The following is a 24,937-nucleotide window of genomic DNA, read 5'->3' as shown; positions in this document are numbered from 1 at the left end:
TCCTCGCCGTCCATGGCATATCCACTCTAACTCACATTACTTATACTCAATCACATACCAAATCCAGAACTACCTCTTGCGTCTCACATTCCCAAAAAAGGCATCTGCTTCCACGATTGAGTCCCCAGATTTAGTAATTCTCCGCATGAACCTCGAAATAAGCCTGCGGATGCGCGCATACCGGACAAACTTCCGGTGCTTTCTCGCCTACTACGATATGACCGCAGTTGCGGCATTCCCATACCTTCACTTCGCTCTTCTTAAATACTTCCTGCGCTTCCACATTGTGAAGCAGGGCACGGTAGCGCTCTTCATGATGTTTTTCGATCTCCGCTACCATACGGAATTTCGCTGCCAGCTCCGGAAAGCCCTCTTCCTCAGCCGTCTTGGCAAATCCATCATACATATCTGTCCACTCATAATTCTCGCCGTCTGCAGCAGATGCCAGATTCTCTGCGGTATTTCCCAGGCCGTCTAATTCCTTAAACCACATCTTTGCGTGTTCTTTCTCATTGTCTGCGGTCTTTAAAAAAAGGGCGGAAATCTGCTCAAATCCCTCTTTTTTTGCCTTGGATGCAAAATAGGTATATTTATTTCTCGCCTGTGATTCGCCGGAAAAAGCCTCCCTCAGGTTCTTTTCCGTCTGGGTTCCTGCATATTTGTTAGCCATTGCGTTGTCCTCCTTTTAATTGCATGAAAACAGTTCATCTTTTCTTTCTATTATAGCACGCTTGAATGTTTTTAATATATTTTTCAAAAGCATTTTTTTCCAACATCCAGACAAAAACAGGGATATCAGACGTTCAAATCTGATATCCCCGTTTCTTTTCTAAATAGGAATCTACTACCTTCCGCTTCCCTTACGCCTCATCAATCGCATGCCCGATATCATGGCGCATATATTTGTTAGCAAAATTGATCCACTCGGTCGCCTTGTATGCGTTGGCGCGCGCCTCTTTCAGGTCTTTGCCCTTTGCAGTAACGCCCAGCACTCGACCGCCGTTTGTCACGATGTCGCCGTCCTCATCGAACTTCGTGCCCGCGTGGAATACATAGTAACCGTCCGTGTCTTTGAATTTCTCCAGACCGTGAATCTTGAAACCTTTTTCATATTTCACCGGATAACCATCCGACGCCAGAACAACACAGACTGCCGCATTGTCCTCAAATTCCAGCTGGATCTGATCCAGGGTTCCGTCGATACATGCCTCAAAGACTTCCACGATATCGTTCTTCATGCGCGGCAGGACAACCTGTGTCTCTGGATCGCCGAAGCGCGCATTGTATTCCAGCACCTTCGGACCATCTGCGGTCAGCATCAGACCGAAGAAAATGATGCCCTTGAAGGTACGTCCTTCCTTTTTCATCGCGTCAACCGACGGCTGATAGATGTACTTTTTGCAGAATTCGTCTACTTCTTTTGTGTAGAACGGGCTTGGTGAGAAGGTTCCCATACCGCCTGTATTTAAGCCCTGATCGCCGTCCAGCGCCCGCTTGTGGTCCTGGGAGGAGGTCATAATGCGGATCGTATCGCCATCGACGAAGGAAAGGACAGAAACCTCGCGTCCTGTCATGAACTCCTCGATGACCATCTGATTGCCGGCAGAACCAAACTTCTTGTCCTCCATGATCTCCTTGACGCCTGCCTCTGCTTCCTCTAAAGTATTGCAGATCAGAACACCTTTTCCAAGTGCCAGACCATCTGCTTTCAAAACGATCGGCATCTTAGCTGTCTGTAAGTATTCCAGCGCCTTGTGCGGATCGGTAAAAGTCTCATAGGCTGCGGTCGGAATGTTGTATTTCTTCATCAGATCCTTGGAAAATGCCTTCGATCCTTCCAGAATCGCCGCATTTTTTCTCGGTCCAAATACACGCAGTCCCTGTGCCTCGAACACATCCACGATACCGCCAACCAGCGGATCGTCCATGCCAATCACGGTCAGATCAACCTCATGCTCTTTCGCAAATGCCGCCAGCTTATCAAATTCCATTGCACTGATCGGCACACACTCTGCATACTCTGCGATTCCCGCATTGCCCGGTGCACAATAAATTTTATCTACCTTCGGACTCTGAGCCACTTTCCATGCGATCGCATGCTCACGTCCGCCGCTGCCAACGATTAAAACTTTCATGTTCTTCTCCTTATATTCTTCCGTTTGCAATCGCATCGATCGCCTGCGGAAGCAGTACCCACTCTGCCTGTTCCATCACGCGCTGCTGCAGCGTCTTCGGCGTATCATCCGGCTGCACCTCTACGGCTTTCTGGAAGAGGATCGGACCGGTATCGGTTCCCTCATCCACATAGTGAACCGTCGCGCCCGTCACCTTGACGCCGCGCGCCAGTGCCGCCTCATGCACCTTCAGTCCATAATAGCCGACGCCACAGAAGGACGGAATCAGGGACGGGTGGATATTGATAATTTTATTTCTGTATGCCTCGATCATCGCCGCCGGAATCTTCACAAGAAATCCAGCCAGAACGATGAGATCCGGCTTACATGCCTTGATGGTCTCCAAAAGCGCCTCATTGAACGCATCGCGTGTTTCATACGCCTTCGGAGTCACAACAAATGCCGGGACGCCGTGGTTTTTCGCGCGCTCAATCGCATAAGCGCCCTCATTGTTGCTGATAACCGCCACAACTTCTGCGTTCGTGATCTTGCCGTTATCAACCGCATCCAGGATTGCCTGAAGATTTGTACCGCCGCCAGACACCATTACAACGACTCTTAGCATAATGTTACTCCCTTTTCTCCTGCCTCAATGGAACCGATGATGTACGGTGTATCGCCAGCGGACTTCATTGCCTCCATCGTTCGCTCTGCATCAGCCGCATCGACTGCTACGACCATGCCAATACCCATATTGTAGGTATTGTACATCATGTGCTCCTCGATATCGCCTTTCTTCGCCAGCATACCGAAGATCGGCGGAATCTGATAGCTGTCTTTCTTGATGACTGCGCGAACACCGTCTTTCAGCATACGCGGAACATTCTCATAGAAGCCGCCGCCTGTGATATGGCTGCACGCTTTCACAGTCACGCCTGCATTCTTCACTGCTTTCAGCGCCTTTACATAGATACGGGTCGGTGCCAGAAGTGCCTCGCCAAGCGTGGTTCCCAACTCCTCATAGTAGGTCTCCAGTCCCTCTTTGTTGAGTTCCTTCTCAAATACCTTGCGGACCAGGGAGAAACCATTGCTGTGAACGCCGGTGGATGCCATACCGATCAGTACATCACCCGGTTTCAGGTTTTCGCCGGTAATCATGTCTTTTTTATCAACCACACCGACAGCAAAACCAGCCAGATCATAATCTTCCTCCGGCATCAGTCCCGGATGCTCGGCTGTCTCGCCGCCGATCAGAGCTGCCTCCGACTGTAAGCAGCCTTCTGCAACGCCTTTTACGATATCCGCGATCTTTTCCGGATAGTTCTTGCCGCAGGCAATATAGTCCAGGAAAAACAGCGGCTCGCCGCCTGCACATGCAATGTCGTTAACACACATCGCAACCGCGTCGATACCGATCGTGTCATGCTTGTCCATGATGATCGCCAGTTTTACCTTGGTACCACAGCCGTCCGTACCAGATAAGAGAACCGGATCTTCCATCTCTTTAATCTTTGCCAGGGAGAATGCACCGGCAAAGCCGCCCAGACCTCCCAGCACTTCCTCACGCATCGTTTTCTTTACATGCTCTTTCATCAGTTCTACCGACTTATAACCAGCCTCAATATCTACTCCGGAATTCTTGTAATCCATGGTTTTCCTCCGTATGTCCTTGTTTATATTTTTAATATTTATTTCTGTGCCAGATACTCTTTATGTCCCAGTTTCTGTAATTTCTCATCCTTACCGACCACTTCGTTCTTCATCTCCTCAGAGTATGCTTTTAATTTTGCTAAAAGCTCCGGATCGGAAGTTGCCAGAATCTTGGCTGCCAGAATACCCGCATTCTTGCCGCCGTTGATCGCTACCGTCGCAACCGGAATACCGGACGGCATCTGTACGATCGAATACAGAGAATCAACTCCGCCTAAATCCGAGGTTTTCATCGGAATACCGATTACCGGCATCGGAAACAGTGCCGCGCACATACCCGGCAGATGCGCTGCCTTACCAGCACCTGCAATGATAACCTTAAAGCCTTTCTCCTCAGCGGATTTTGCATAGTTAAAAAAGATGTCTGGCTCACGGTGTGCAGAAATGATTGTCATTTCATAATCAATCCCCATCTTGTCCAGAAAATCTGCTGCCTGTGCCATGATCGGCATGTCCGAATCGCTTCCCATTACAATTCCTACTTTTGCCATCGTTCATTCTCCTTTTCTCTGCATTGTATTTATTAGTTCTACTTATAAGTAATTTGAATAAAAACAGCCTTACTTATTAGTAATGATACTAGGTTTTTGATCGCAAGTCAATAGGGTTTCGAGAATCCTTCAAAAAATACTATGAGATTGCAGCCTCCTTGCTTTTATGTTATCCTTATTGGCATCACAATGATTACAAAGAGGTTCCCTAAATGAAACGGACATTATCATACACTATTACAAATAAAAACAAAGCTGACACCATCGGCGCCTTCCTGCGCGATGCCGGATATTCCCGCCGCATCCTCATCGAGCTCAAACAGAACCCTGAGCAGATCTGCCTGAACGGAACACCGTCCTGGCTGAACACACCGCTTCAGATCGGAGACACCCTGACGCTCTTTCTCCCGGACGAACCCGTTTCCTCAGATATTCTTCCGGTCAATCTTCCGATCGATATAGTATATGAAGACGAAGATCTCATAATACTCAACAAAGCCACCGGAATGCCTGTCCACCCGTCCCAGGGACACCATGAAAATACGCTGGCAAACGCCCTCGCGTACCGGTTTGCCTCGCGGGGCGAACATTTCGTGTTCCGTGCCGTGAACCGCTTAGACCGCGACACCACCGGTCTTCTGCTGATCGCCAAACATAAAATAAGCGGCGCATTTCTCTCCGCCATGACTGCAAAAAAAGAGATACGCCGCGAATATCTCGCGATTGTTGCCGGTAAACCAGAAGAATCCGGCACCATCGATCTGCCGATCGCCCGAAAAGATGGTTCCACCATCGAACGCTGCATCGATATGAATCATGGGGAACACGCCGTCACCCATTACCGGTGTCTCGATTACCGGGACGATCTCGGCTGCTCCCTCGTCCGGCTTCGCCTGGAAACGGGGCGCACCCACCAGATCCGGGTCCACATGAAAGCCATCGGGCACCCGCTTTTAGGGGATTTTCTATACAACCCGGATTACCGCTTCATCGAACGGCAGGCGCTTCACTCCTATACGGTGGCATTCCGGCATCCGATCACAGGGGAAGCAATGGAGTTTACGGCTCCGATGCCGGAGGATTTTTCCTTCTTCTATTAATACTGCTTCCGCAGTCCCTTCGGATAATGGTTTTTCAGCGTCCCGCCGCTCTTCTTGCCCCATCCGAGCGAATACCCGTCCACACTCACAAGGCACCAGCCTTTTCCGGCGTCTTCCTCAGAAAGCTGGATCGTCTCGCCGCGCAGGTATGCCGCCGTCTCCGGCGCGTCGGCAGACAGGTTCACGTTCTGTTTTACCTCCGATGGATGCAGGGCAAGTGCCAGCGCGTGGGACGGCTCAAAACGATTTTTCTTAAATTCTCCCATCTGAAGCCCCGGGCGAAGCACCCGCAGCCCCTTAAAATCGACCATCTCCTCCGGCGTCCGGTAAAGCTGATCGCCAAACATCGTCATCGTACTGTCCGCTGTCCATTTCTTCGGCTCAATAAATATCTCTTTGCAGAAATCCTCATAGACTGCCAGAAGCTTCTTGTCCTTCATCGAAGCCGGATATTTACGCTTCACGCTCTCCGGCTCGCCCGTTTTTCGAAGAAGTGCCGCATAATGGCCTTCTCCCTCGGTCCGGTGCGGCCAGATACGGACCGTTTTCTCGATTCCATCCGTCACACCCGCCCCCCAGGCTGGAACGCCATGCGAAAGTCCCGGATAGTCCGGCGTTTCCTCTAGCGCAAACTCTGGATGTGCCTCTAAGAAACGTCCGATCGCCTGCTCGTCCTCCTCCGGCGCAAAAGTACAGGTGGAGTACACCAGCCGTCCGCCCGGTTTCAGCATCATCGCCGCATTTTCAAGAATCTCCTGCTGCCGCCCAGCACAGCGACGCACATTCTCCGGGCTCCATTCCGTGACCGCCGTCTCATCCTTGCGAAACATTCCCTCGCCGGAACACGGTGCATCCACGATGATCCCATCAAAAAATGCCGGAAAATACTTCGTCAGCCGCCCGGAATCTTCATTTGTCACAACCGCATTCCGGATTCCCATGCGCTCGATATTCTGCGAGAGAATCTTTGCACGCGCCGGATGGATCTCATTGCTCACCAGAAGTCCTTCTCCGCTCAGTCTCGCCGCCGCCTGCGTCGATTTTCCGCCCGGTGCCGCACAGAGATCCAGAATCATTTCCCCCGGCTGCGGGTTTAAAAGCGAAGCCGCAATCATCGCGCTCGGCTCCTGAATATAGTAAACGCCCGCATCGTGGTACGGATGACGCCCCGGACGATCTTCCGCCCCATAAGCGAATCCCTCCGCCGCCCACGCAACCGGATTCAGAGAAAATGGAGCCGTCTTAGCAAATTCCGCCGGATCCGTTTTCAGTCCGTTCACGCGCAGTCCCTGTGAGCGCTCCTTGTCGTAACTGGCGATAAACGCATCGTACTCCCTGCCGAGCATCTGTTTCATTCGTTCAGTAAATGCTGCTGGTAAATTTATCATGGTTTTGTATTATCCTTCTTAATCAAACATATAATTCATCTTTTCTAAATAATAATACTATTACATAAACAGCAATTCCGTCAACTATTTCTGCCTCTTCTTTCCAGTATCTTTTCCGCCCCATTTTCCCACACTATCCTCATGATTCGATGGATATTTACGTTCGTTCTCCTCCCATTTTTTAGTTTCTCACTCACACGCGGATGCAATCTGTTTTCTTCCAATTTTTCCAGTATCAGCATCGCACTGCACCGACGCGGCGAATTTTTTCTCTGGTGCCTGCTCTGCGGCGGCTTTTTCTACTCCCAACTCTCCCTGTACCGCCCCCGCCAGGCAAAATGCTGCCTGCTTCTCCTCACTGCCGCTGCCCTGCTGCCCTATACCCCGGAGCACCTCCCAGTCTGTGCTATCCTTCACACGCTTCTGGCGCTGGCGGCTGCGCTGTTATTTCTTTATAATCTGTTTTATTTAAGCTTGCAGCTCTATTTTTCGTCCCCAGCTCCTGTCCATTATTCCCAAAGAACCTCCAATACTGCCTTTTTCAGCAAATTGACTCACTCTCTGGATTCTCCTGCTACCCGTGGGCGTCTCTGCCTTCTGCTCCTCTGGATTTCATCCGTTTTCTGTCTGGACAGCTGGATTTTATCGGGAATCATCAACAGCGCCATGGAGATTTGCCTGACCTTAACCGCTGGAGTACTGTTCTGGCTGTTTTTTCCTTCATTCCGCCCTGCACTGAATCATCCGCATTCCCTTTTATGATTTTAAAACATCCCCATATCAAAATATCCACAGATCAGTGAACCGTCCGTGAGACCTGGCGCGTGATTCTGGTCAGCGAAGCTGACATATTCCATACAGAATCACTGTGCATCCTCGCGGAGCGTATTTTGTTTCATAGGACGTAACTGTTCAGTACCTTCACAGTCACGCGCAAAAATCCATCAAAAATTGCCTACGGCAATGGGATTTTTGCCTGCTGGCCCATGTTTTCGTACGGTCAGCGCAGTAAATGCGCAGACCTACTGAACAGTTACCATAGGACACATTTTTCTATGAAATAAAAAGCCAGTTCTATATCTCTCTTAATACACCAAAGATATAAAAACTGGCTTTTTACCATTCTTAGATTTTTATACCTGCTCCCTCATTTTAAGCAGATATGGTATGTAAACTTCCCGTCATACAGAGCCGGAAACTTCACCGAACGCCCACCTTAGTACACAATCTTGTACTCGCTGGAACCTTCTCCATTTACCACATAGTAAACGGCACGCTCTTCCGGTTTAACATACAGGGTCAGAGTCTCAATCTCGTCCTCTTTATGTCCCAGAGCTGCATATGCTTTCTTTGCTTCTGCCTCCAGCTTCTCGATAGAAATCTCCGCACCTGCGTACTGTACGTATGCAACTGTCTTTACTTCCTTTTTCTCAGCTGTCTTCTTTGCTGCAGTGGTTGTCTTTGTGGTTGTCTTTGTGGTTCTCTTTGCAGTTGTTTTCTTTACGGTCACGTCTGTCTCCTTTTTCTCTGCGGCTGCTGCCATCTCTTTCTTCTCTGCGAGGGCGGTCTCCTTCTTCTGTACCGGCGCTACGGCTGTTTCTTTCTTCTCTACATGTGCCAGTGCAGTTTCCTTTTTCGGAACGGATGCTACTGCCGTCTCTTTTTTCTCCACCGCTGCAACAGCTGTTTCCTTCTTTGCCACTTCCGCTACCGCTGTCTCTTTCTTTGCGACTGCTGCCACTGCCGTTTCTTTCTTCGCCACTTCAGCTACGGCTGTCTCTTTTTTCTCCACAACAGACGGAACCTTTTTCTCTTCCGTTGAAACAGATTTCTTTGCCGCTGTCTTGGCTAATGTTTTCTTTCTCTGAACCATATATCTCATCCTCCTTCTCTGCTTTCTCCGCAACGTCTTCCGGCTTGTGATTCTGTGCTCACTCACACGGCGCAGCTTTTCTGCCTGCGGCAATGCCTCATATCCGATTCATTCCCGACAGTCGAAGTAGGGACACCGCCTAATCACATCCTTGTCATTCTGCGGTATCCCCATAATTTAATTGTCTTATATTCAAGTTTCCCCAAGTTGTCTGTCCATTCAGATTATCACACAAATGGTCTTTTTCCGCCCTTGATCCACCGTCAAGCACATCCTATCCCTATTTCCATGACCTTGTCTGAACTTTAACAAATTATACGGCAATTTCCTGTTTTTGTCAACAAAACCGCTCTTCCTACCGAATCGCCAAGTACAAATTATAAAATCCAGTTACACTGACGATTCCCACCATAATCGGCGTCAGGAATCGGATGCAGAACACCCAGAGTTTTCCCAGACGGAATTTCGTACCGTCCGCCTCGATCTCCGCAAGCAGATACTCCGGTTTCCATTTCCAGCCTACATAGTAGCACATCGTGAGTCCACCGAGCGGCATCAGAATATTATCCGTTACCAGTCCGGCGAAATCAAAGACCGACTGATTCAGGATTGTGACATCACTCAGGACGCCGAAGGACAGCGCACTCGGAATGCCAAGCAGCGTGATCGCCGTACCAATCACAAGCGCCGCATGCTTGCGTTCCCAGCCCAGCGAATCAATCGCAAAAGAGGCACAGACTTCCAGAAGTGCGATCGCACTCGTAACGGCTGCGAAAAAAACCAGCGCAAAAAACAGGATTGCAAAGAAAGTTCCCCCCGCAATATTCGCAAATACCATCGGCAGTGTGCCGAAAATCAGTCCCGGTCCCTGTCCCGGCTCCAGACCGAAGGCAAATACTGCCGGAAAGATCGCGATACCCGCGAGAACCGCAATCACGGTGTCCAGACCACCGACGATCATACAGCTTTTTGGAATATTTTCCTTTCCACTCAGATAGCTTCCGTAGGTGATCGTGATACCCATACAGAGACTCAGGGAATAAAACACCTGTCCCAGTGCCGCGCTGACAGAAGAAAGCGTGAACGCCGAAAAATCCGGCTGGAAGATAAATAACAGTCCTTTCGAAGCTCCCGGAAGCGTCACGCTTCTGAAAATGATGACAAATAACAGAACCAGAAGCATCGGCATCATCAATTTGCTCGCTTTCTCAATGCCATTGATGCCAAAATAGCAGACAGCTATAGTCGCTGCCATAAATACAATATGCCAGATCACCGGCTCGCTGCTGCCGATAAAGGCGTTAAAATCCGGCGCTGCCGCCGTCGTCACATAGCTGGCAATATACTTTAAAATCCAGCCGCCGATGACGCTGTAATAACTCAAAATAATAAACGCCGCCAGTACGCCGAATATACCGACAATCCGTGCGTGCGGATGAATGTCCGCATATGCCTGCACCGGATCATGCCGCGTCTTCCGTCCCAGGGACATTTCCGTGATCATAACCGGCAGTCCGAGAACGACGATAAAAAACAGATACGCAACCAGAAATGGAAATCCACCGTTCTTTCCCATCAGATATGGAAATTTCCACAGATTTCCCAATCCAATCGCCGCCCCAGCCGTCGCCATAATAAAGCCCAGCTTACTCGCCCATTGTTTGTTTTTACTCATGTGTAGCCCTCTTAGTATTCTTTCATTTCATATTTGATATAGCCTTGCGTTATAACGCAATATGGACTATTATATCGAATTTTAGGGACTATGTAAACCGTTTTTAAGTGGGAATCACGCAAAAAAGCCTGTCCCCCGACACCTTTCCCATGCCAAAAGACAGACTTTTCTCTATTTCTTAATTCAATTTATTTCCGGCAGCACACTCCCGGCATTCCAGAAAGCCACGCCGAATTTCCACTTTTTATCTTAGTCCTCGATCGTATCAATCAGGCTGTCATCATCAAAGTAATTGATCCGCATCGAAGCCTTCACATCGCGAAGTGTCTCAGCAGCCTTCGCCTCTGCTGCCTTGCTTCCCTCTTTCAAGATGTCAAATACATCCGGGATTCTCTTCTCCCATTCCTGGCGTCTCGCGCGAATCGGAGCCAGTTCAGCCTGCATGACGTTGTTTAAGAATTTCTTCACCTTCACATCGCCCAGACCACCTCTCTGGTAATGCGCTTTCAGCTCGTCCAGGTTCTGGTAATCCGGAAGGAACTCTGCAAAATACTCCGGACGGCAGAATGCATCCAGATAGATGAAGACCGGATTGCCCTCGACTTTACCCGGATCCTCGACACGCAGGTGATTTGGATCTGTAAACATGGACATGATCTTCTTCTTCACATCTGCTTCCGAATCAGAAAGGTAGATGCAGTTTCCAAGCGATTTGCTCATCTTTGCCTTTCCATCGATACCCGGCAGACGCAGACATGCCTTGTTGGACGGAAGCAGGATCTCCGGTTCCGTCAGAGTCTCGCCGTACACGCTGTTGAATTTGTGGACGATCTCCTTGCACTGCTCTAACATCGGCATCTGATCCTCTCCAACCGGAACGGTCGTCGCGCGGAATGCAGTGATATCCGCCGCCTGGCTAATCGGATAAGTAAAGAATCCAACCGGAATGCTTGCCTCAAAATTACGCATCTGAATCTCTGCTTTTACGGTAGGATTTCGCTGTACACGGGATACCGTAACCAGGTTCATATAGTAGAAAGTAAGCTCTGTCAGCTCCGGCACCATCGACTGGATAAAGATGGTGGATTTCTCCGGGTCAATTCCACAAGCCAGATAGTCCAGGGCAACCTGCAGAATATTTTTACGCACCTTTTCTGGGTGATCGGCATTGTCCGTCAGTGCCTGCGCATCGGCAATCATAATATAGATCTCGTCGAATTTGCCGGAATTCTGAAGTCTCACTCTCTCGCTCAGAGAGCCAACATAATGTCCGACATGTAAGCGCCCGGTAGGACGATCGCCGGTTAAAATAATTTTCTTCATCTATTTGTTTCCCCTTCCATTCTGGTGTTTTTTCTTTAATGGATTTTTGCGCGTGACTGTTAAGGTACTGAACAGTTACGAAAATATTATATATCCTGGCTGGCAGACTGTCAACATTCTGAGACTCCATCTTCCCCAGTAACGCCCTGTTGTTTACTGTACACGCATACGTGCCCAGTAACGGAATTTGCCGTGGCTTCGCATTTAAATACGGCAAATTCCTGCTGCCACCACGTTTTCTCACGGCACTTTCGGTTCCAAAAGTGCCTACCCGTGAACAGTAACTCTGTTACCATTCTTGTCTTGCATATATATGTTAAACACCAGAATTTCCAGTTCCGGAAATTTACTTGCTCTGCGCAAACAGCCAGTCTCTGACTACTTCTGGCTCTTACTCCTGCAGGTTTACCATCACATCCGAAACATCCACTTTCTTATCGATCAGCCCGCTCTCGCTCATCCAGTCGATGTTTTCCTGCCAGCACTCTTCGGTCTGGGTCAAAAACGGAACCTCATCGCTCTCCATGAGCGGCAGAAGTGTCTCACAGGACTTCTCCTCCACGCTCTGGGTCAGAGGGAAGTTTTCCTCATTCTGATTATTCATCAGGATTGCCAGGCAGCCATTCGGATCGTTCTTAAAGTCTTCAAAGCCCTTCTTCGATGCGCGTAAGAATCCTTCCAGAACTTCCGGCTCCTGCTGGATCATTTCGTTGTTGGCAAGGAATACTTCCTCATAATAATTCGGGATTCCATATCCAGCTGCCATGAAGTAGTTGACATCAAAGCCCTCTTCCTCCATCTGCGGAACCTCATGGTTAACAAGGCATCCGATCGTCGCATCCACATTGCCGGTCGTCATAGAACTCATCAGTTCAAATCCGACATCGATCAGGTTTACATCCGATGCATCCGCTCCCACATATTCCATCATGCTCTTGACAACCGCCTCGCTGAGTGCTGTTCCGCCGTAACCAACGGTTTTTCCAACCAGATTTTCCGGTCCTGTGATATTCTTATCCTTTAAAGAAAGAACGACACTTAACGGGGACTGCACGATCGCACCGATGGATTTGATCTTCGTTCCCTGATTGGCAACCGCCTGGATCACATCCTGCTGATAGTACATGCCGATCTCCGCCTTTCCAGCCGCTACCAGTGATAACGCATCGTTCGCATTGGCCGGAAAACGCACTTTCACATCCAGTCCTTCTTCCGCATAATAACCGCGCTCGATCGCCGTATAAATAAAGGTATGGATCGCATTCGGATACCAGTCAAGAACCACATTGATCTCCTTAAGATCCTGACTTTTTCCATCTTCCGAGGTCTGTTTCGCATCCGTGCCCTCTGCCTGAGCAGCTGTCTCACTCTTTTCGCTGGCCGTTCCACATCCGCCAAGTGTCATCATTCCCATCACTGCTGCCATCACTGCGGCAGCCATTTTCATTCGTTTTTTCATCTCATATCCTTTCATTTTTACAAATTTCCGTTTATATTTCCCTATCACTTACCTGTTTTCCAGTTCTTTTGGCATATGACTTGCTGGATTCACATACCAATCTCAAAGATCTGCACTTCTTCACGAGTAGCTTTTTTGTGAATACACTTTTTTCGGTCTGCAGCACACATTTCAAAAATACAGACTTTTCAATATCCGCACACATACTTCAAAATTTCATCCTATATCACAATTTCCTACTCATTCCTCCAGAAAATCATCCGCTTTTCAAGCAGCGAGACAACCCACGTTGCCGCCATCGCCACTACCGATAAGAGCAGAATCGGTGCAAATACACCGGCTCCATCTAACTGGGTCATCATTCTCCGGCTGAAATATCCGAGTCCGCTCTGGGCGCCCAGCCATTCTCCAATCGCCGCTCCGATGATCGACAGCGGTACCGCCATCTTGATCGCTGAAAAAAAGTACGGAAGCGTCGCCGGAATCTTTAATTTCAAAAAGATCTGACGTTTATCCGCGCCAAATGTAAACAAAAGTTCTTCCATTTCCGTCTTCACCGACCGGAACCCGTCAAATACCGTGATCGTGATCGGGAAAAACGTAATCAGCACCGTTACCAGCACCTTGCTCCAGATCGTGTAGCCAAACCAGAGGACAAACAGCGGTGCCAGCGCCGTCGTCGGGATCGTCTGGGAGGCGATGATCAGCGGATACAGAGCCTTTCTTGCCGTCTCACTGGCATCCATCAGCACAGCCAGTCCCACGCCCAGCACGATCGAGATCAAAAGTCCAATCGCGACTACCGACATCGTAGCCGGCAGATGTGCCGTAAATAATGGTCCCCGAAGTTCCCACAGCCGTACAACCACCTGAACCGGAGACGGGAGAATATAGGCCGCATCAATCCCCATAGCCGCCACCTGCCATGCAAACAGAAGCACCGCCACCAGAATCAGGGCTGGAAGATTCGCATTCATCCGGCTTCCCATTTTATTTGTTTTTTTCTGTTCCATCACGCCTTCTCCTTCTTAAGCATTCCGATGAGTTCTTCCTTTAAGGACAGAATCTCCGGCCTGCGAAGCTCTTCCCGGGATCGCGGATATCCCGCCGGAACCTCGATGGAGCGCAGATGTGTGATCGGTGACTGTTCCACCACGAGAATCCGGCTGGACAGAAACACCGCTTCTTCCACATCATGCGTGATGAAAAGAACCGTCTTTTTCTCCTTCTCCCACTGTTCCAGAAGCCACTCCCGCATAGACAGTCTTGTCAGATAATCCAGGGCTGAAAACGGCTCATCCAAAAGCAGAAGGTCTGAACCCGTCAGAACCGTTCTCGCAAAGGCGGCTCTCTGGCGCATACCGCCGGAAAGCTCTTTCGGCGTCTTATCTCCCCAGTCTGCAAGTCCAACCGATTGAAGCGCATCATCCGCTTTTTTCTGCATCTGTTCCTTCGAATATCCGTCCTGAATCTCCATCGGAAGCATCAGATTCTCCCGCACAGTGCGCCATGGAAACAGCAGATCCTGCTGCGGCATATATCCGCAGTAATTTTTCTTCGTTTCGATCGATTCCCCATCCACCCGGATCACACCGGAAGCCGGGGTAAGAAGCTTATTTACCAGCCGGAAGATCGTACTTTTTCCACAGCCGGAAGCGCCGATGATGGACACAAACTCCCCATCCTGGACTTCAAACGACAGATGGTCAATGATCGAAAAATCCTCTACCGCATATTGGAAACGCACGTTGTCAAATGTAAGCATATTTACCGCCTCATTTCCCACGCCATATCCCAGAATGCCGCTTCATAGCGGGAGCAGGCCACAAAAATATCCACCAGATGTTTCTTTTGTTTCTCAGACAGATCCTCTGCCAGACGGTTCATCCACTCTACAAGGACTTCATTTTCCTTGTGGTAAGACTCGGAAGCGTATCCCCGGATCCACTCCCCATAAAATGGATGTTTGTCGGCATCCGGTCTGTCTGCTGCGATTTTCTTCGCAATCCATTCATAACTGAGGGCGCAGGACAATATCGCTGCTGCCGCCTCCGGCGCGCCCCCCTCATAAGCGATGCGAAGCATATAAGAAGTATAAGAAAGGTTATCCAGAGCGACCGGCGTCTGTTCCGCCTCTTCTCTGGTTATCCCCAAACGTTCCATGTAAGCACGGTGAATATCCATCTCCCCATCCAGAATCGAGTGGGTATATCCGGCAAACAGGCGCATAAATGCGAGATCCGTTGATTTTGCCGCCCCGATGGAAAACACCTTTGTGTAATCAATCAGATACAGATAATCCTGTATCATATAATATTTGAATTTATCATGATCCAGACTGCCGTCCGCAATGCCTTTTACGAACGGTTTTTCATTGTAACCAGCCCAGATCTCCTTTGTGGCTTCCAAAAGCCTCTCTGTCATTGTCATACGCGTTCCTCCGCAAATCCTTTTCCCCAGAAATCAAATCCATGATCCATCGGCCCGGATCCTTTTCCAAGATCCAGCATCGCTCCCAGTGCGCCGGAAATATATGCCTTGGCACGTTCCACCGCGGTGTCAAGATCATAGCCCTTCGCCAGATTGGATGCAATCGCGCTGGACAGGGTACAGCCCGTCCCATGGGTGTTGGAATTGTGGATGCGTTTTCCGTTAAACCAACGGTATCCGCCGTCCCGGTATAAAAGATCGTTGGCATCATTTAACTGATGTCCACCCTTGCAGAGAACCGCACAATGGTACGTTTCACTGATACATTTTGCTGCCGTAATCATATCGTCGGCAGACTTAATTTCCATTCCCGATAAGACCTCCGCCTCCGGAATGTTCGGTGTCAGAACCGCCGCTAATGGAAAAAGCGATTCTTTCAAGGTATCGATGGCGTCGTCGCTGATTAACTTTGCTCCGCTCGTCGCCACCATAACCGGGTCCACAACAATGTTTTCTGCCTGGTACTCACAAAGCTTCTTCGCAATCGACTTGATCAGTCCGGTTGATGAAACCATGCCGATCTTTACCGCATCCGGACGAATATCCGTAAATACGCTGTCAATCTGCTGTTCCAGAAATTCCGGGGTTACCTCAAAAATCCCCTGGACGCCGGTTGTGTTCTGGGCCGTCAGCGCCGTGATCGCACTCATTCCATATACTCCATTGGCGATCATCGTCTTTAAATCGGCCTGGATACCGGCGCCTCCGCTGCAATCACTTCCAGCGATTGTTAATGCTGTCTTCATAATTAACTCCTTTCAGGCATCAATAACTTTTATAAGGCGACACAAGGTGGTGCCCCCAATGTGCCGCCATAAAAAACTTTTTGCAAAGTTTCTTACCATTTTTTTATGAAGCTTTTTTCACAAGCTTTTTCTTATAAACTTTTTCATGCCATTTTTTTGACAAAATGACAACGTTTTCATCTTTACAGAACCTTTTTTACAGCTTCCTTCAGTTCCTCTGCTGCCTTTTCAATATCATCGGCCGCAAACAAGGCGCTGACCACTGCAATGCCGTCCACACCTGTTCCTTTTAACAGTTCCAGATGTTCTTTATTCAGTCCGCCGATCGCAACAACCGGAATATCGACTGCCTGACAGATCTTGGAAAGCATCCCCGGCGTCACGGCATCGGCGTCCTTTTTGGTTCCCGTCGGATAGATGGCTCCGACTCCCAGATAATCCGCCCCATGCTTTTTCGCAAGAAGCGCCTGTTCTACATTTTTGCAGGAAACGCCGATGATCTTATCTGGTCCCAGCTTTTCCCGGACCTTTCCCGCTTCCATATCGCTCTGTCCCACATGGACACCGTCCGCATCCACCGCCAGGGCAATCTCCACGTTGTCATTGATCACAAACGGAACCTGATACTTTCTGCAAAGCATTTTAAGCTTCTTTGCCTCCTCCAGAAACTCCGCCTCGTCAAGCTCCTTTTCTCTCAGCTGGACAAACGTCGCCCCGCCCTTCAAAGCTTTCTCAACCTGACTCTCCAGAGTTTCCCCCTTCAGCCATGCGCGGTCTGTCACCGCGTAAAGCAGCATATCTTCCGGTCTGCAGTTCATCTGCATTTCCTCCTTCTCTCAGCTCTTCTTATAAAAACGGACACTAAAGCTCTATTATCTTACTTCAAATTTTGCTCCAGCCTCCAGCGCTTCTCCGTTCATGCGATAAATAGCATCAATAATATAATTCCGATAAGTCGCATTGCCGTCCAGTTCACTTAAACGGGCGTATGCCGTCTCCCCGGCCAGTCCCATCGCGCAGACTGCCGTAGCAGCTGCCTCAAGCGGCTGTTCCTGGTTGGCTGTCACAAAGGCCGCCGTCAGAGCCGAGAGCTGACAGCCGGTTCCCGTGATGGAAGACATCTCCGGACGACCGTTGTAAATGCAGTATGCCTTCTCCGCATCCGCCACAATGTCGATCGCACCGGTGATCGCAACGACCGCATTCATCTTTCCGGCAAATGCCTTCGCAAAAGCTGCCGCCTCGTCCAGATTTTCCTTCGTCACCCGGTCTGCCAGATCGGCATCCACGCCCTTCGTCGTCCCATTTCCAAGTGCCAGTGTCTTGATCTCCGAAATGTTCCCGCGGATCACGGTAAACCTGACTTCCTTTAAAAGCTGATTGGCGGTCTCTGTTCTGAGTTTCGACGCACCGGCGCCTACCGGGTCTAAAACTACCGGATGACCCAGCTCATTTGCCCGCTTTCCGGCAAGCAGCATGGATTCGATGGTCCGGCTGTTTAATGTGCCGATATTGATATTCAGTCCGCCGCAGATGGTCTGGATATCCGAAACTTCGTCCTTATCATCCGCCATGATCGGGGACGCGCCGCATGCGAGTACCACGTTGGCACAGTCATTGACAGTCACGTAGTTCGTAATGTTGTGGATTAACGGACATTTTTCTCTTACATTATCAAATATTTCTTTAAACATGTGCTGGCTTCTCCTCTCTCAGTGCTTCCTGCATTCCTGCTAAAATATTGGCTTTCTTTAAACTTAAAATCAGAACCGCGCTTATGATCGCGCCTCCCGCGGTCGAGATCAAAAACGGAACCACATAGGCATAGACAGCCAGTCCCGCCGCGCTCTTTCCCATCAGGAAAACTGCCACCGGATATGCTGCAAATCCGCCCAGAATGGACGTTCCAAGCACCTCACCGAGCAAAGTTGCGAACACACTCTGCGTTTTCTTGTAAACCAGTCCGCAGATCAGGGCGCCAAACATACTGCCCGGAAATGCCATCAGGCTTCCAAGTCCTAACAGATTTCGGATCAGCGCCGCTGCAAAGGCCGCTCCCAGTCCATAGCCCGGTCCCAGAAGAACGGCACACAGGATATTTACCATATGCTGTACCGGGGAACACTTGCTTCCGAACACCGGAACGGAAAATAAACTTCCTACGACGGCAACGGCACAGAATACAGCCGCAATCGCCAGTTTTTTCGTGTTTGTCTTATTCATTTTTCTTCTCCTTCTTTGAAAATTTGCAACTGTTCTGTTTCTTTGATATTCTTGAACAGTTACGAACAATTTACGTTTTCTGCATGAAATTCGGTCGATACTCTCTGGTATCCTCTCACGCCGGAACACGGCTTCCCATCGCTGCCTACAAAGCTCAGGGCGCTCCCCCTCAGCTCGCCGCACACATGCGGAATACGTTCCCCCTTTCAAAGAATTTAATTTTAAAAGAATGTGCCCTGGCACATTCCCGCGCCGAGCGCGGTCGCTTGCGACATGATTCCCTTCCGCCGCAGTGCGATCCCGCCCGGTAAGACTTTTTATATAACAGGAAATTTCAACGGAATTTCCTGTTATATGAAAAAACAGGAGATACCCCTGCGGATATCTCCTGTAAAAATTCATCTCATGACTTCCTACGACGGCATTATCCGCATCAGGTTAAAGGGTCGAAGTTCGATTACTTCCTCTCAGCCCGCCAACGAGCTCCCCTGTTTTTATCAAATTTGCAATGTTTCCTTGCTGAACCATCGCCAGACTTATTATAACGCATCTGGCGGAATTTTCAAGTGTGACTTTCTGGTACACTTTTATCCCCTATCCTTTCACGATCAAGGTCAGCGTAAGCGCCCGCCAGATTCCGGTGAGTCCCATAATGCCACCCAAAAGAATCGCTAATGGGATCCTGAGACCGGTAAATGTAATGCTGAGCAGACTGCAAAGGCGCGTCTGCAATCAGCTGAGGCGTTCCATTCGTGTTATTACACAAATCCCCCAAAACCTCTACACAACTCACTACACACTTTTTTACACAATTCGCATAAGAAGATATAATAAATTGCAACAAGTTATATAAAAAAGTATCAAAAAACAGTACATAAAAAAGTGCTGAAACCCTACATAAATACTGGGGTTCAGCACTTTCTAATAAGTTATATGAAGTTACAACAAGTAGTTCGCTTACTGTGCCATCTGCTTTGCAACTTCCTCTGCAAAGTTCTCTTCCTTCTTTTCGATACCTTCACCAGTCTCAAAACGAACGAACTTCTTAACAGTGATCTTCGCACCATTCTCTTTAGCAACCTGAGCTACATACTGAGCTACGCTCTGCTTGCCATCCTCAGCCTTAACATATACCTGATCCAGAAGGCAGATCTCTTTGAGCTCTTTCTTGATACGACCCATAACCATGCCGCTGATGATCTTGTCGTTTGCGTCCGGCTTCTCGTTCTTAGCTGCTACAGTCAGGATCTCTTTCTCTTTTGCGATGTAATCTGCATCTACTTCGCTGTCGTTGGTGTACAGCGGTTTCAGAGCTGCAGCCTGCATAGCTACGTTCTTAGCCATCTCTTTGATTGCATCGTTTACAACGTCAGTCTCAACGTCTACCAGAACGCCGATCTTGCCGCCTGCATGGATGTAGGAAGCAACGAAACCGTTCTCCTCAGCTAACTGAGCAAAACGACGGATCTTCATGTTCTCGCCGATGATGGAGATCTGGGAAGACAGAGCCTCTGCAACTGTCAGGGACGGATCCTTTGCCCATTTTTCAGCCAAGAATGCGTCAATATCTGCTGCGCTTGTGTTCAGCGCCTGCTCAGCAACATCAGATACATAGTTCTGGAACTTCTCGTTCTTAGCTACGAAGTCTGTCTCTGCGTTTACTTCTACTACAACTGCCTTCTTTTCATCAGCGGTAACCTTAGTCATAACGATACCCTCTGCTGCAATACGGCCAGCTTTCTTAGTAGCGCCTGCAAGTCCTTTTTCTCTCAGGAACTCAACAGCTTTGTCCATGTCGCCATCTGTAGCTGCAAGAGCTTTCTTACAGTCCATCATACCAGCGCCTGTCATTTCACGTAACTCTTTTACCATTGCGGCTGTAACTGCCATCTTAAATCCCTCCGTGTATATAAATTCAGGTACACGTTCGTATACCCGCGCGGAGCACGCTTTTATGCGGAAAACCGCGGCGTGCTCCTGGTCTTTTGGTTTCAGTTTTTAATTTTGGGGTTAATTAAGCCTCTGTAGCCTCTGCTTCGCCCTCTGCTGCAGCTGCCTCAGCCTCGCCCTGCTTAGCTTCGATAACAGCGTCTGCCATTCTGGAAACGATCAGTTTTACGGCACGGATAGCATCATCGTTACCCGGGATTACATAATCCAGCTCTTCCGGATCACAGTTGGTATCGATGATACCGATCAGCGGAATACCCAGAGTATGAGCCTCCTGTACGCAGATTCTTTCCTTCTTCGGATCTACTACGAAGATAGCATCCGGGATCTTCTTCATATCTTTGATACCGCCCAGGTTCTTCTCCAGCTTCTCCCACTCTTTTTTCAGCTCGATAACTTCTTTCTTCGGCAGAACGTCGAAAGTTCCGTCCTCAGACATAGCCTCGATCTGTTTTAATCTAGCGATACGGCTCTGGATGGTCTTGAAGTTTGTCAGCATACCGCCTAACCATCTCTCGTTTACATAGAACATACCACATCTCTCAGCCTCGGTCTTGATAGCGTCCTGAGCCTGCTTCTTTGTACCAACGAACAGGATTGTGCCGCCGTCTGCTGCGATATCGGATACTGCCTTGTAAGCCTCATCTACTTTACCTACAGATTTCTGAAGATCGATGATGTGGATACCATTTCTCTCGGTGTAGATGTACGGAGCCATTTTCGGGTTCCATCTTCTGGTCTGGTGTCCAAAATGTACACCTGCTTCGAGTAACTGCTTCATTGAAATAACGCTCATGTTTCTTTCCTCCAATTTTGGTTTTTCTTCCGCCGTCTTCTCATGCTTTCCGCGGGGACTCATAATGAGCACCGTCCTGCGCAAATCCGACCGGCGTGAATTTTCAGCCTTTATACTATATCACAGGCAAGGTATACATGCAAGTGGAAATTAAAAAAATCACGCATTTTCCTTCATTTTTCTTCGTTTCTTGAATTTCTTCCAGCAAGCATATACGGAATGATAATACAAAGCCTTCAGTAAAAACTTTTAGCAATTCTATGTAAATTAAAAGCGGGCTCCGAAAACCTCGGAACCCGCATAAATCCTAGAAATAAAAAAGAGCGCGAGACGGGACTCGAACCCGCGGCCTCGACCTTGGCAAGGTCGCGCTCCACCAACTGAGCCACTCGCGCATATTTGTAAGAATCGGGGTGACAGGATTCGAACCTGCGACCTCCTGGTCCCAAACCAGGCGCTCTAGCCAAGCTGAGCCACACCCCGTCATCCACGTTATTACTATATTGTGTTTGAAGATTTATATACCTTCAAAACTGCACACCGAATTTCTTCTACTTCTATCTTTCCATCCTTAAGGAAATAACTTCCTCTTTCCTATCCAATCCTTAACCATATCCTTTTGGTTAAGCCCTCGACCGATTAGTAACAGTCAGCTTCATGTATTACTACACTTCCACCTCTGCCCTATCTACCTCGTCGTCTTCAAGGGGTCTTACTACTTGCGTATGGGATATCTCATCTTGAGGGGGGCTTCACGCTTAGATGCCTTCAGCGTTTATCCCGTCCCGGCTTGGCTACTCTGCCATGAACTTGATAGTTCAACAGATACACCAGAGGCCAGTCCACCCCGGTCCTCTCGTACTAAGGGCAGCTCCTCTCAAATATCCTACGCCCGCGCCGGATAGGGACCGAACTGTCTCACGACGTTCTGAACCCAGCTCGCGTACCGCTTTAATGGGCGAACAGCCCAACCCTTGGGACCTACTTCAGCCCCAGGATGCGATGAGCCGACATCGAGGTGCCAAACCACTCCGTCGATGTGAACTCTTGGGAGTGATAAGCCTGTTATCCCCAGGGTAGCTTTTATCCGTTGAGCGATGGCAATCCCACTTTCTACCACCGGATCACTAAGTCCTACTTTCGTACCTGCTCGACCCGTCGGTCTCGCAGTCAAGCTCCCTTCTGCCTTTGCACTCTTTGAATGGTTTCCAACCATTCTGAGGGAACCTTTGAGCGCCTCCGATACCCTTTCGGAGGCGACCGCCCCAGTCAAACTCCCCACCTGACATTGTCCCACCTCCGGGTCACGGAGGTTGGTTAGAAATCCAGTACCACAAGGGTGGTATCCCAACAGCGACTCCGACAAGACTGGCGTCCTGTCATCAAAGTCTCCCACCTATCCTGTACATGCAGTACCGAATCCCAGTATCAAGCTAGAGTAAAGCTCCATGGGGTCTTTCCGTCCTGGCGCAGGTAACCAGCATCTTCACTGGTATTTCAATTTCACCGGGTGCATTGTCGAGACAGCGCTCAAATCATTACGCCTTTCGTGCGGGTCGGAACTTACCCGACAAGGAATTTCGCTACCTTAGGACCGTTATAGTTACGGCCGCCGTTTACTGGGGCTTAGATTCAAAGCTTCGATTGCTCTAACCTCTCCTCGTAACCTTCCAGCACCGGGCAGGCGTCAGCCCATATACCTCACCTTTCGGTTTCGCATAGACCTGTGTTTTTGCTAAACAGTTGCTTGAGCCTATTCTCTGCGGCCACATCTCTGTGGCACCCTTTATCCCGAAGTTACAGGGTCATTTTGCCGAGTTCCTTAACAATGCTTCTCCCGCCGGCCTTAGGATTCTCTCCTCATCCACCTGTGTCGGTTTACGGTACGGGTACATATCACACAATAGCGGCTTTTCTCGACAGCTCGAATCCCGGACTTCACTACTTTAATTCGCTCCGCATCACGTCTTCGGCTTACTAAGCGGTTTTGCCAGCTTAGCACCTACCTCGCTTGCCCTGGTATCTTCATTCCCAGGTTCCGGTATCTCTCTGTGTCCCCACAGTTCTGATGATATGCAGTACAGGAATTTCAACCTGTTATCCATCGACTACGTCTTTCGACCTCGCCTTAGGCCCCGACTTACCCAGAGCAGATCAGCTTTACTCTGGAAACCTTAGATATTCGGCCTGGAGGATTCCCACCTCCATCTCGCTACTCATTCCGGCATTCTCTCTTCTTAAAAATCCACAGCTCCTTATCGGTACTGCTTCGTCTCTTTAAGAATGCTCCTCTACCAATGTATAATTACATTCCTAAGCTTCGGTGTTGTGTTTTAGCCCCGGACATTTTCGGCGCAGGACCTCTCGACTAGTGAGCTATTACGCACTCTTTGAATGTGTGGCTGCTTCTGAGCCAACATCCTAGTTGTCTTCGAAATCCCACATCCTTTTCCACTTAACACACACTTTGGGACCTTAGCTGTAGGTCTGGGCTCTTTCCCTTTTGACTACCCAACTTATCTCGTGCAGTCTGACTCCCGTACATCATTTATGCGGCATTCGGAGTTTGATATTCTTCGGTAGACTTTGACGCCCCCTAGGAAATTCAGTGCTCTACCTCCGCTAAACTAATACGAGGCTAGCCCTAAAGCTATTTCGAGGAGAACCAGCTATCTCCGGGTTCGATTGGAATTTCTCCCCTATCCACACCTCATCGCCACCCTTTTCAACGGATGTGCGTTCGGTCCTCCATTCCCTTTTACGGGAACTTCAACCTGGACATGGATAGGTCACCCGGTTTCGGGTCTGCACATGCTGACTTTACGCCCTATTAAGACTCGCTCTCGCTTCGGCTCCGGAGCTTTACTCCTTAACCTCGCCAGCATCCGCAACTCGCCGGACCGTTCTACAAAAAGTACGCGGTTGCACCTTAACGTGCTTCCACAGCTTGTAAACACAGGGTTTCAGGTTCTCTTTCACTCCCCTCCCGGGGTCCTTTTCACCTTTCCTTCACAGTACTATGCGCTATCGGTCACTAAGGAGTATTTAGCCTTGGGGGGTGGTCCCCCCGAATTCCCGCAAGGTTCCACGTGTCTCGCGGTACTCTGGATCCTGCCGCTGCCTATCGTTTTCATGTACGAGGCTTTCACTCTCTCTGGCCGGTCTTTCCAGGACCGTTCCATTAACGAATCAGCTCACTTATGCAGTCCGTAACCCCAGAGTGCACGCACTCTGGTTTGGGCTCTTCCCATTTCGCTCGCCGCTACTTTGGGAATCGATGTTTCTTTCTCTTCCTCCGCCTACTTAGATGTTTCAGTTCAGCGGGTTCCCTTCCATACGTTATGTATTGGCGTATGGATGACTGAGGTCTTCTCAGCCGGGTTTCCCCATTCAGATATCTCCGGATCAATGGATATTTGCTCCTCCCCGAAGCTTTTCGCAGCTTATCACGTCTTTCATCGGCTCTTAGTGCCAAGGCATCCACCCTGCGCTCTTATTAGCTTAACCAATTGATTCACACCGCGGGTACGGTGTTCCTCTCAGATGCATAGCGTTGCATCTTTGGCTTATGGTGTTTACAATTAATAATTGCTTGTTTT

21 protein-coding genes, 2 tRNA genes, 1 rRNA gene and 1 riboswitch are annotated in these 24,937 nt (G+C 49.2%); of the genes, 1 reads left to right on the top strand and 23 read right to left on the bottom strand.

Annotation, left to right across the window (positions count from 1 at the left end; all coding sequences use genetic code 11):
- Positions 1-130 precede the first annotated feature (130 nt).
- From rbr to purE, 5 genes are all read right to left on the bottom strand, one after another.
- Positions 131-670, bottom strand: coding sequence for a rubrerythrin (gene rbr / locus DWX68_RS03285; RefSeq protein WP_107000364.1), 540 nt, complete (start codon positions 668-670; stop codon positions 131-133).
- Between the two features lie 190 nt (positions 671-860).
- Entirely contained in the window at positions 861-2,135 is a 1,275-nt protein-coding gene (gene purD, locus DWX68_RS03280) for a phosphoribosylamine--glycine ligase (RefSeq protein WP_118628619.1), read from the bottom strand.
- Between the two features lie 10 nt (positions 2,136-2,145).
- Positions 2,146-2,739: a phosphoribosylglycinamide formyltransferase gene (gene purN / locus DWX68_RS03275; protein ID WP_118628618.1), complete on the bottom strand. Its 594-nt coding sequence runs from the start codon at positions 2,737-2,739 to the stop codon at positions 2,146-2,148.
- Positions 2,733-3,764 carry a phosphoribosylformylglycinamidine cyclo-ligase gene (gene purM, locus DWX68_RS03270; RefSeq protein ID WP_118472119.1) on the bottom strand — a complete coding sequence of 344 codons (1,032 nt, stop codon included), beginning with the start codon at positions 3,762-3,764 and terminating at the stop codon, positions 2,733-2,735. The genes purN and purM overlap by 7 nt, the downstream gene beginning before the upstream one ends.
- Positions 3,765-3,802: 38 nt before the next feature.
- Complete coding sequence (purE, locus tag DWX68_RS03265; protein WP_022359211.1) at positions 3,803-4,315, bottom strand: 5-(carboxyamino)imidazole ribonucleotide mutase; 513 nt, start codon at positions 4,313-4,315, stop codon at positions 3,803-3,805.
- Between the two features lie 212 nt (positions 4,316-4,527).
- On the opposite strand from purE, the gene DWX68_RS03260 reads away from it, so the two are divergent.
- Complete coding sequence (locus DWX68_RS03260; protein WP_118628617.1) at positions 4,528-5,415, top strand: RluA family pseudouridine synthase; 888 nt, start codon at positions 4,528-4,530, stop codon at positions 5,413-5,415.
- Here the strand turns inward: DWX68_RS03260 and DWX68_RS03255 are convergent.
- The 18 genes from DWX68_RS03255 to DWX68_RS03170 form a co-directional block, all read right to left on the bottom strand.
- Positions 5,412-6,803, bottom strand: coding sequence for an RsmF rRNA methyltransferase first C-terminal domain-containing protein (locus tag DWX68_RS03255; RefSeq protein WP_182432126.1), 1,392 nt, complete (start codon positions 6,801-6,803; stop codon positions 5,412-5,414). The two genes, DWX68_RS03260 and DWX68_RS03255, sit on opposite strands and share 4 nt — an antisense overlap.
- 189 nt (positions 6,804-6,992) lie before the next feature.
- On the bottom strand, positions 6,993-7,220 hold the full coding sequence (locus DWX68_RS03250) for a hypothetical protein (protein ID WP_117796332.1): 228 nt from the start codon (positions 7,218-7,220) through the stop codon (positions 6,993-6,995).
- A gap of 799 nt (positions 7,221-8,019) precedes the next feature.
- A complete protein-coding gene (locus DWX68_RS03245) occupies positions 8,020-8,676 on the bottom strand; it encodes a DUF6465 family protein (protein ID WP_117796331.1) in 657 nt (218 codons plus the stop codon).
- Between the two features lie 355 nt (positions 8,677-9,031).
- Complete coding sequence (locus tag DWX68_RS03240) at positions 9,032-10,351, bottom strand: sodium-dependent transporter (RefSeq protein WP_117796330.1); 1,320 nt, start codon at positions 10,349-10,351, stop codon at positions 9,032-9,034.
- Positions 10,352-10,600: 249 nt separating this feature from the next.
- Positions 10,601-11,674: a tryptophan--tRNA ligase gene (trpS, locus tag DWX68_RS03235; protein WP_117796329.1), complete on the bottom strand. Its 1,074-nt coding sequence runs from the start codon at positions 11,672-11,674 to the stop codon at positions 10,601-10,603.
- A gap of 391 nt (positions 11,675-12,065) precedes the next feature.
- Complete coding sequence (locus tag DWX68_RS03230) at positions 12,066-13,133, bottom strand: ABC transporter substrate-binding protein (protein ID WP_233430188.1); 1,068 nt, start codon at positions 13,131-13,133, stop codon at positions 12,066-12,068.
- Positions 13,134-13,369: 236 nt separating this feature from the next.
- Positions 13,370-14,110, bottom strand: coding sequence for an ABC transporter permease (locus tag DWX68_RS03225; protein WP_118628708.1), 741 nt, complete (start codon positions 14,108-14,110; stop codon positions 13,370-13,372).
- Positions 14,111-14,145: 35 nt separating this feature from the next.
- On the bottom strand, positions 14,146-14,898 hold the full coding sequence (locus DWX68_RS03220; protein WP_118628616.1) for an ABC transporter ATP-binding protein: 753 nt from the start codon (positions 14,896-14,898) through the stop codon (positions 14,146-14,148).
- Between the two features lie 2 nt (positions 14,899-14,900).
- Positions 14,901-15,563 carry a thiaminase II gene (gene tenA / locus DWX68_RS03215; RefSeq protein ID WP_107000374.1) on the bottom strand — a complete coding sequence of 221 codons (663 nt, stop codon included), beginning with the start codon at positions 15,561-15,563 and terminating at the stop codon, positions 14,901-14,903.
- A complete protein-coding gene (gene thiD / locus DWX68_RS03210) occupies positions 15,560-16,369 on the bottom strand; it encodes a bifunctional hydroxymethylpyrimidine kinase/phosphomethylpyrimidine kinase (protein ID WP_118628615.1) in 810 nt (269 codons plus the stop codon). The genes tenA and thiD overlap by 4 nt, the downstream gene beginning before the upstream one ends.
- 182 nt (positions 16,370-16,551) lie before the next feature.
- Complete coding sequence (thiE, locus tag DWX68_RS03205) at positions 16,552-17,187, bottom strand: thiamine phosphate synthase (RefSeq protein WP_118628614.1); 636 nt, start codon at positions 17,185-17,187, stop codon at positions 16,552-16,554.
- Between the two features lie 54 nt (positions 17,188-17,241).
- Positions 17,242-18,063 carry a hydroxyethylthiazole kinase gene (gene thiM / locus DWX68_RS03200; protein ID WP_118628613.1) on the bottom strand — a complete coding sequence of 274 codons (822 nt, stop codon included), beginning with the start codon at positions 18,061-18,063 and terminating at the stop codon, positions 17,242-17,244.
- Positions 18,056-18,592, bottom strand: a complete 537-nt coding sequence (thiW, locus tag DWX68_RS03195) for an energy coupling factor transporter S component ThiW (RefSeq protein WP_118628612.1) — start codon at positions 18,590-18,592, stop codon at positions 18,056-18,058. The genes thiM and thiW overlap by 8 nt, the downstream gene beginning before the upstream one ends.
- Positions 18,593-18,985: 393 nt before the next feature.
- Positions 18,986-19,092: riboswitch (TPP riboswitch) on the bottom strand.
- Between the two features lie 457 nt (positions 19,093-19,549).
- On the bottom strand, positions 19,550-20,482 hold the full coding sequence (tsf, locus tag DWX68_RS03190) for a translation elongation factor Ts (RefSeq protein ID WP_117796323.1): 933 nt from the start codon (positions 20,480-20,482) through the stop codon (positions 19,550-19,552).
- Between the two features lie 124 nt (positions 20,483-20,606).
- Positions 20,607-21,338, bottom strand: a complete 732-nt coding sequence (gene rpsB / locus DWX68_RS03185; protein ID WP_022359217.1) for a 30S ribosomal protein S2 — start codon at positions 21,336-21,338, stop codon at positions 20,607-20,609.
- A gap of 322 nt (positions 21,339-21,660) precedes the next feature.
- Positions 21,661-21,733: transfer RNA gene (locus DWX68_RS03180), tRNA-Gly, on the bottom strand.
- A gap of 13 nt (positions 21,734-21,746) precedes the next feature.
- A tRNA-Pro gene (locus tag DWX68_RS03175) sits at positions 21,747-21,821 on the bottom strand.
- 136 nt (positions 21,822-21,957) lie between these two features.
- Positions 21,958-24,845: ribosomal RNA gene (locus DWX68_RS03170) — 23S ribosomal RNA — on the bottom strand.
- Positions 24,846-24,937 lie beyond the last annotated feature (92 nt).

The organism is Clostridium sp. AF20-7 (assembly GCF_003479275.1).
Taxonomy (GTDB): Bacteria; Bacillota; Clostridia; order Lachnospirales; family Lachnospiraceae; genus Otoolea; species Otoolea fessa.
The sequence above is the reverse complement of the archived record's forward strand: the minus strand, read 5'-3'. Positions and strand labels throughout refer to the sequence as shown.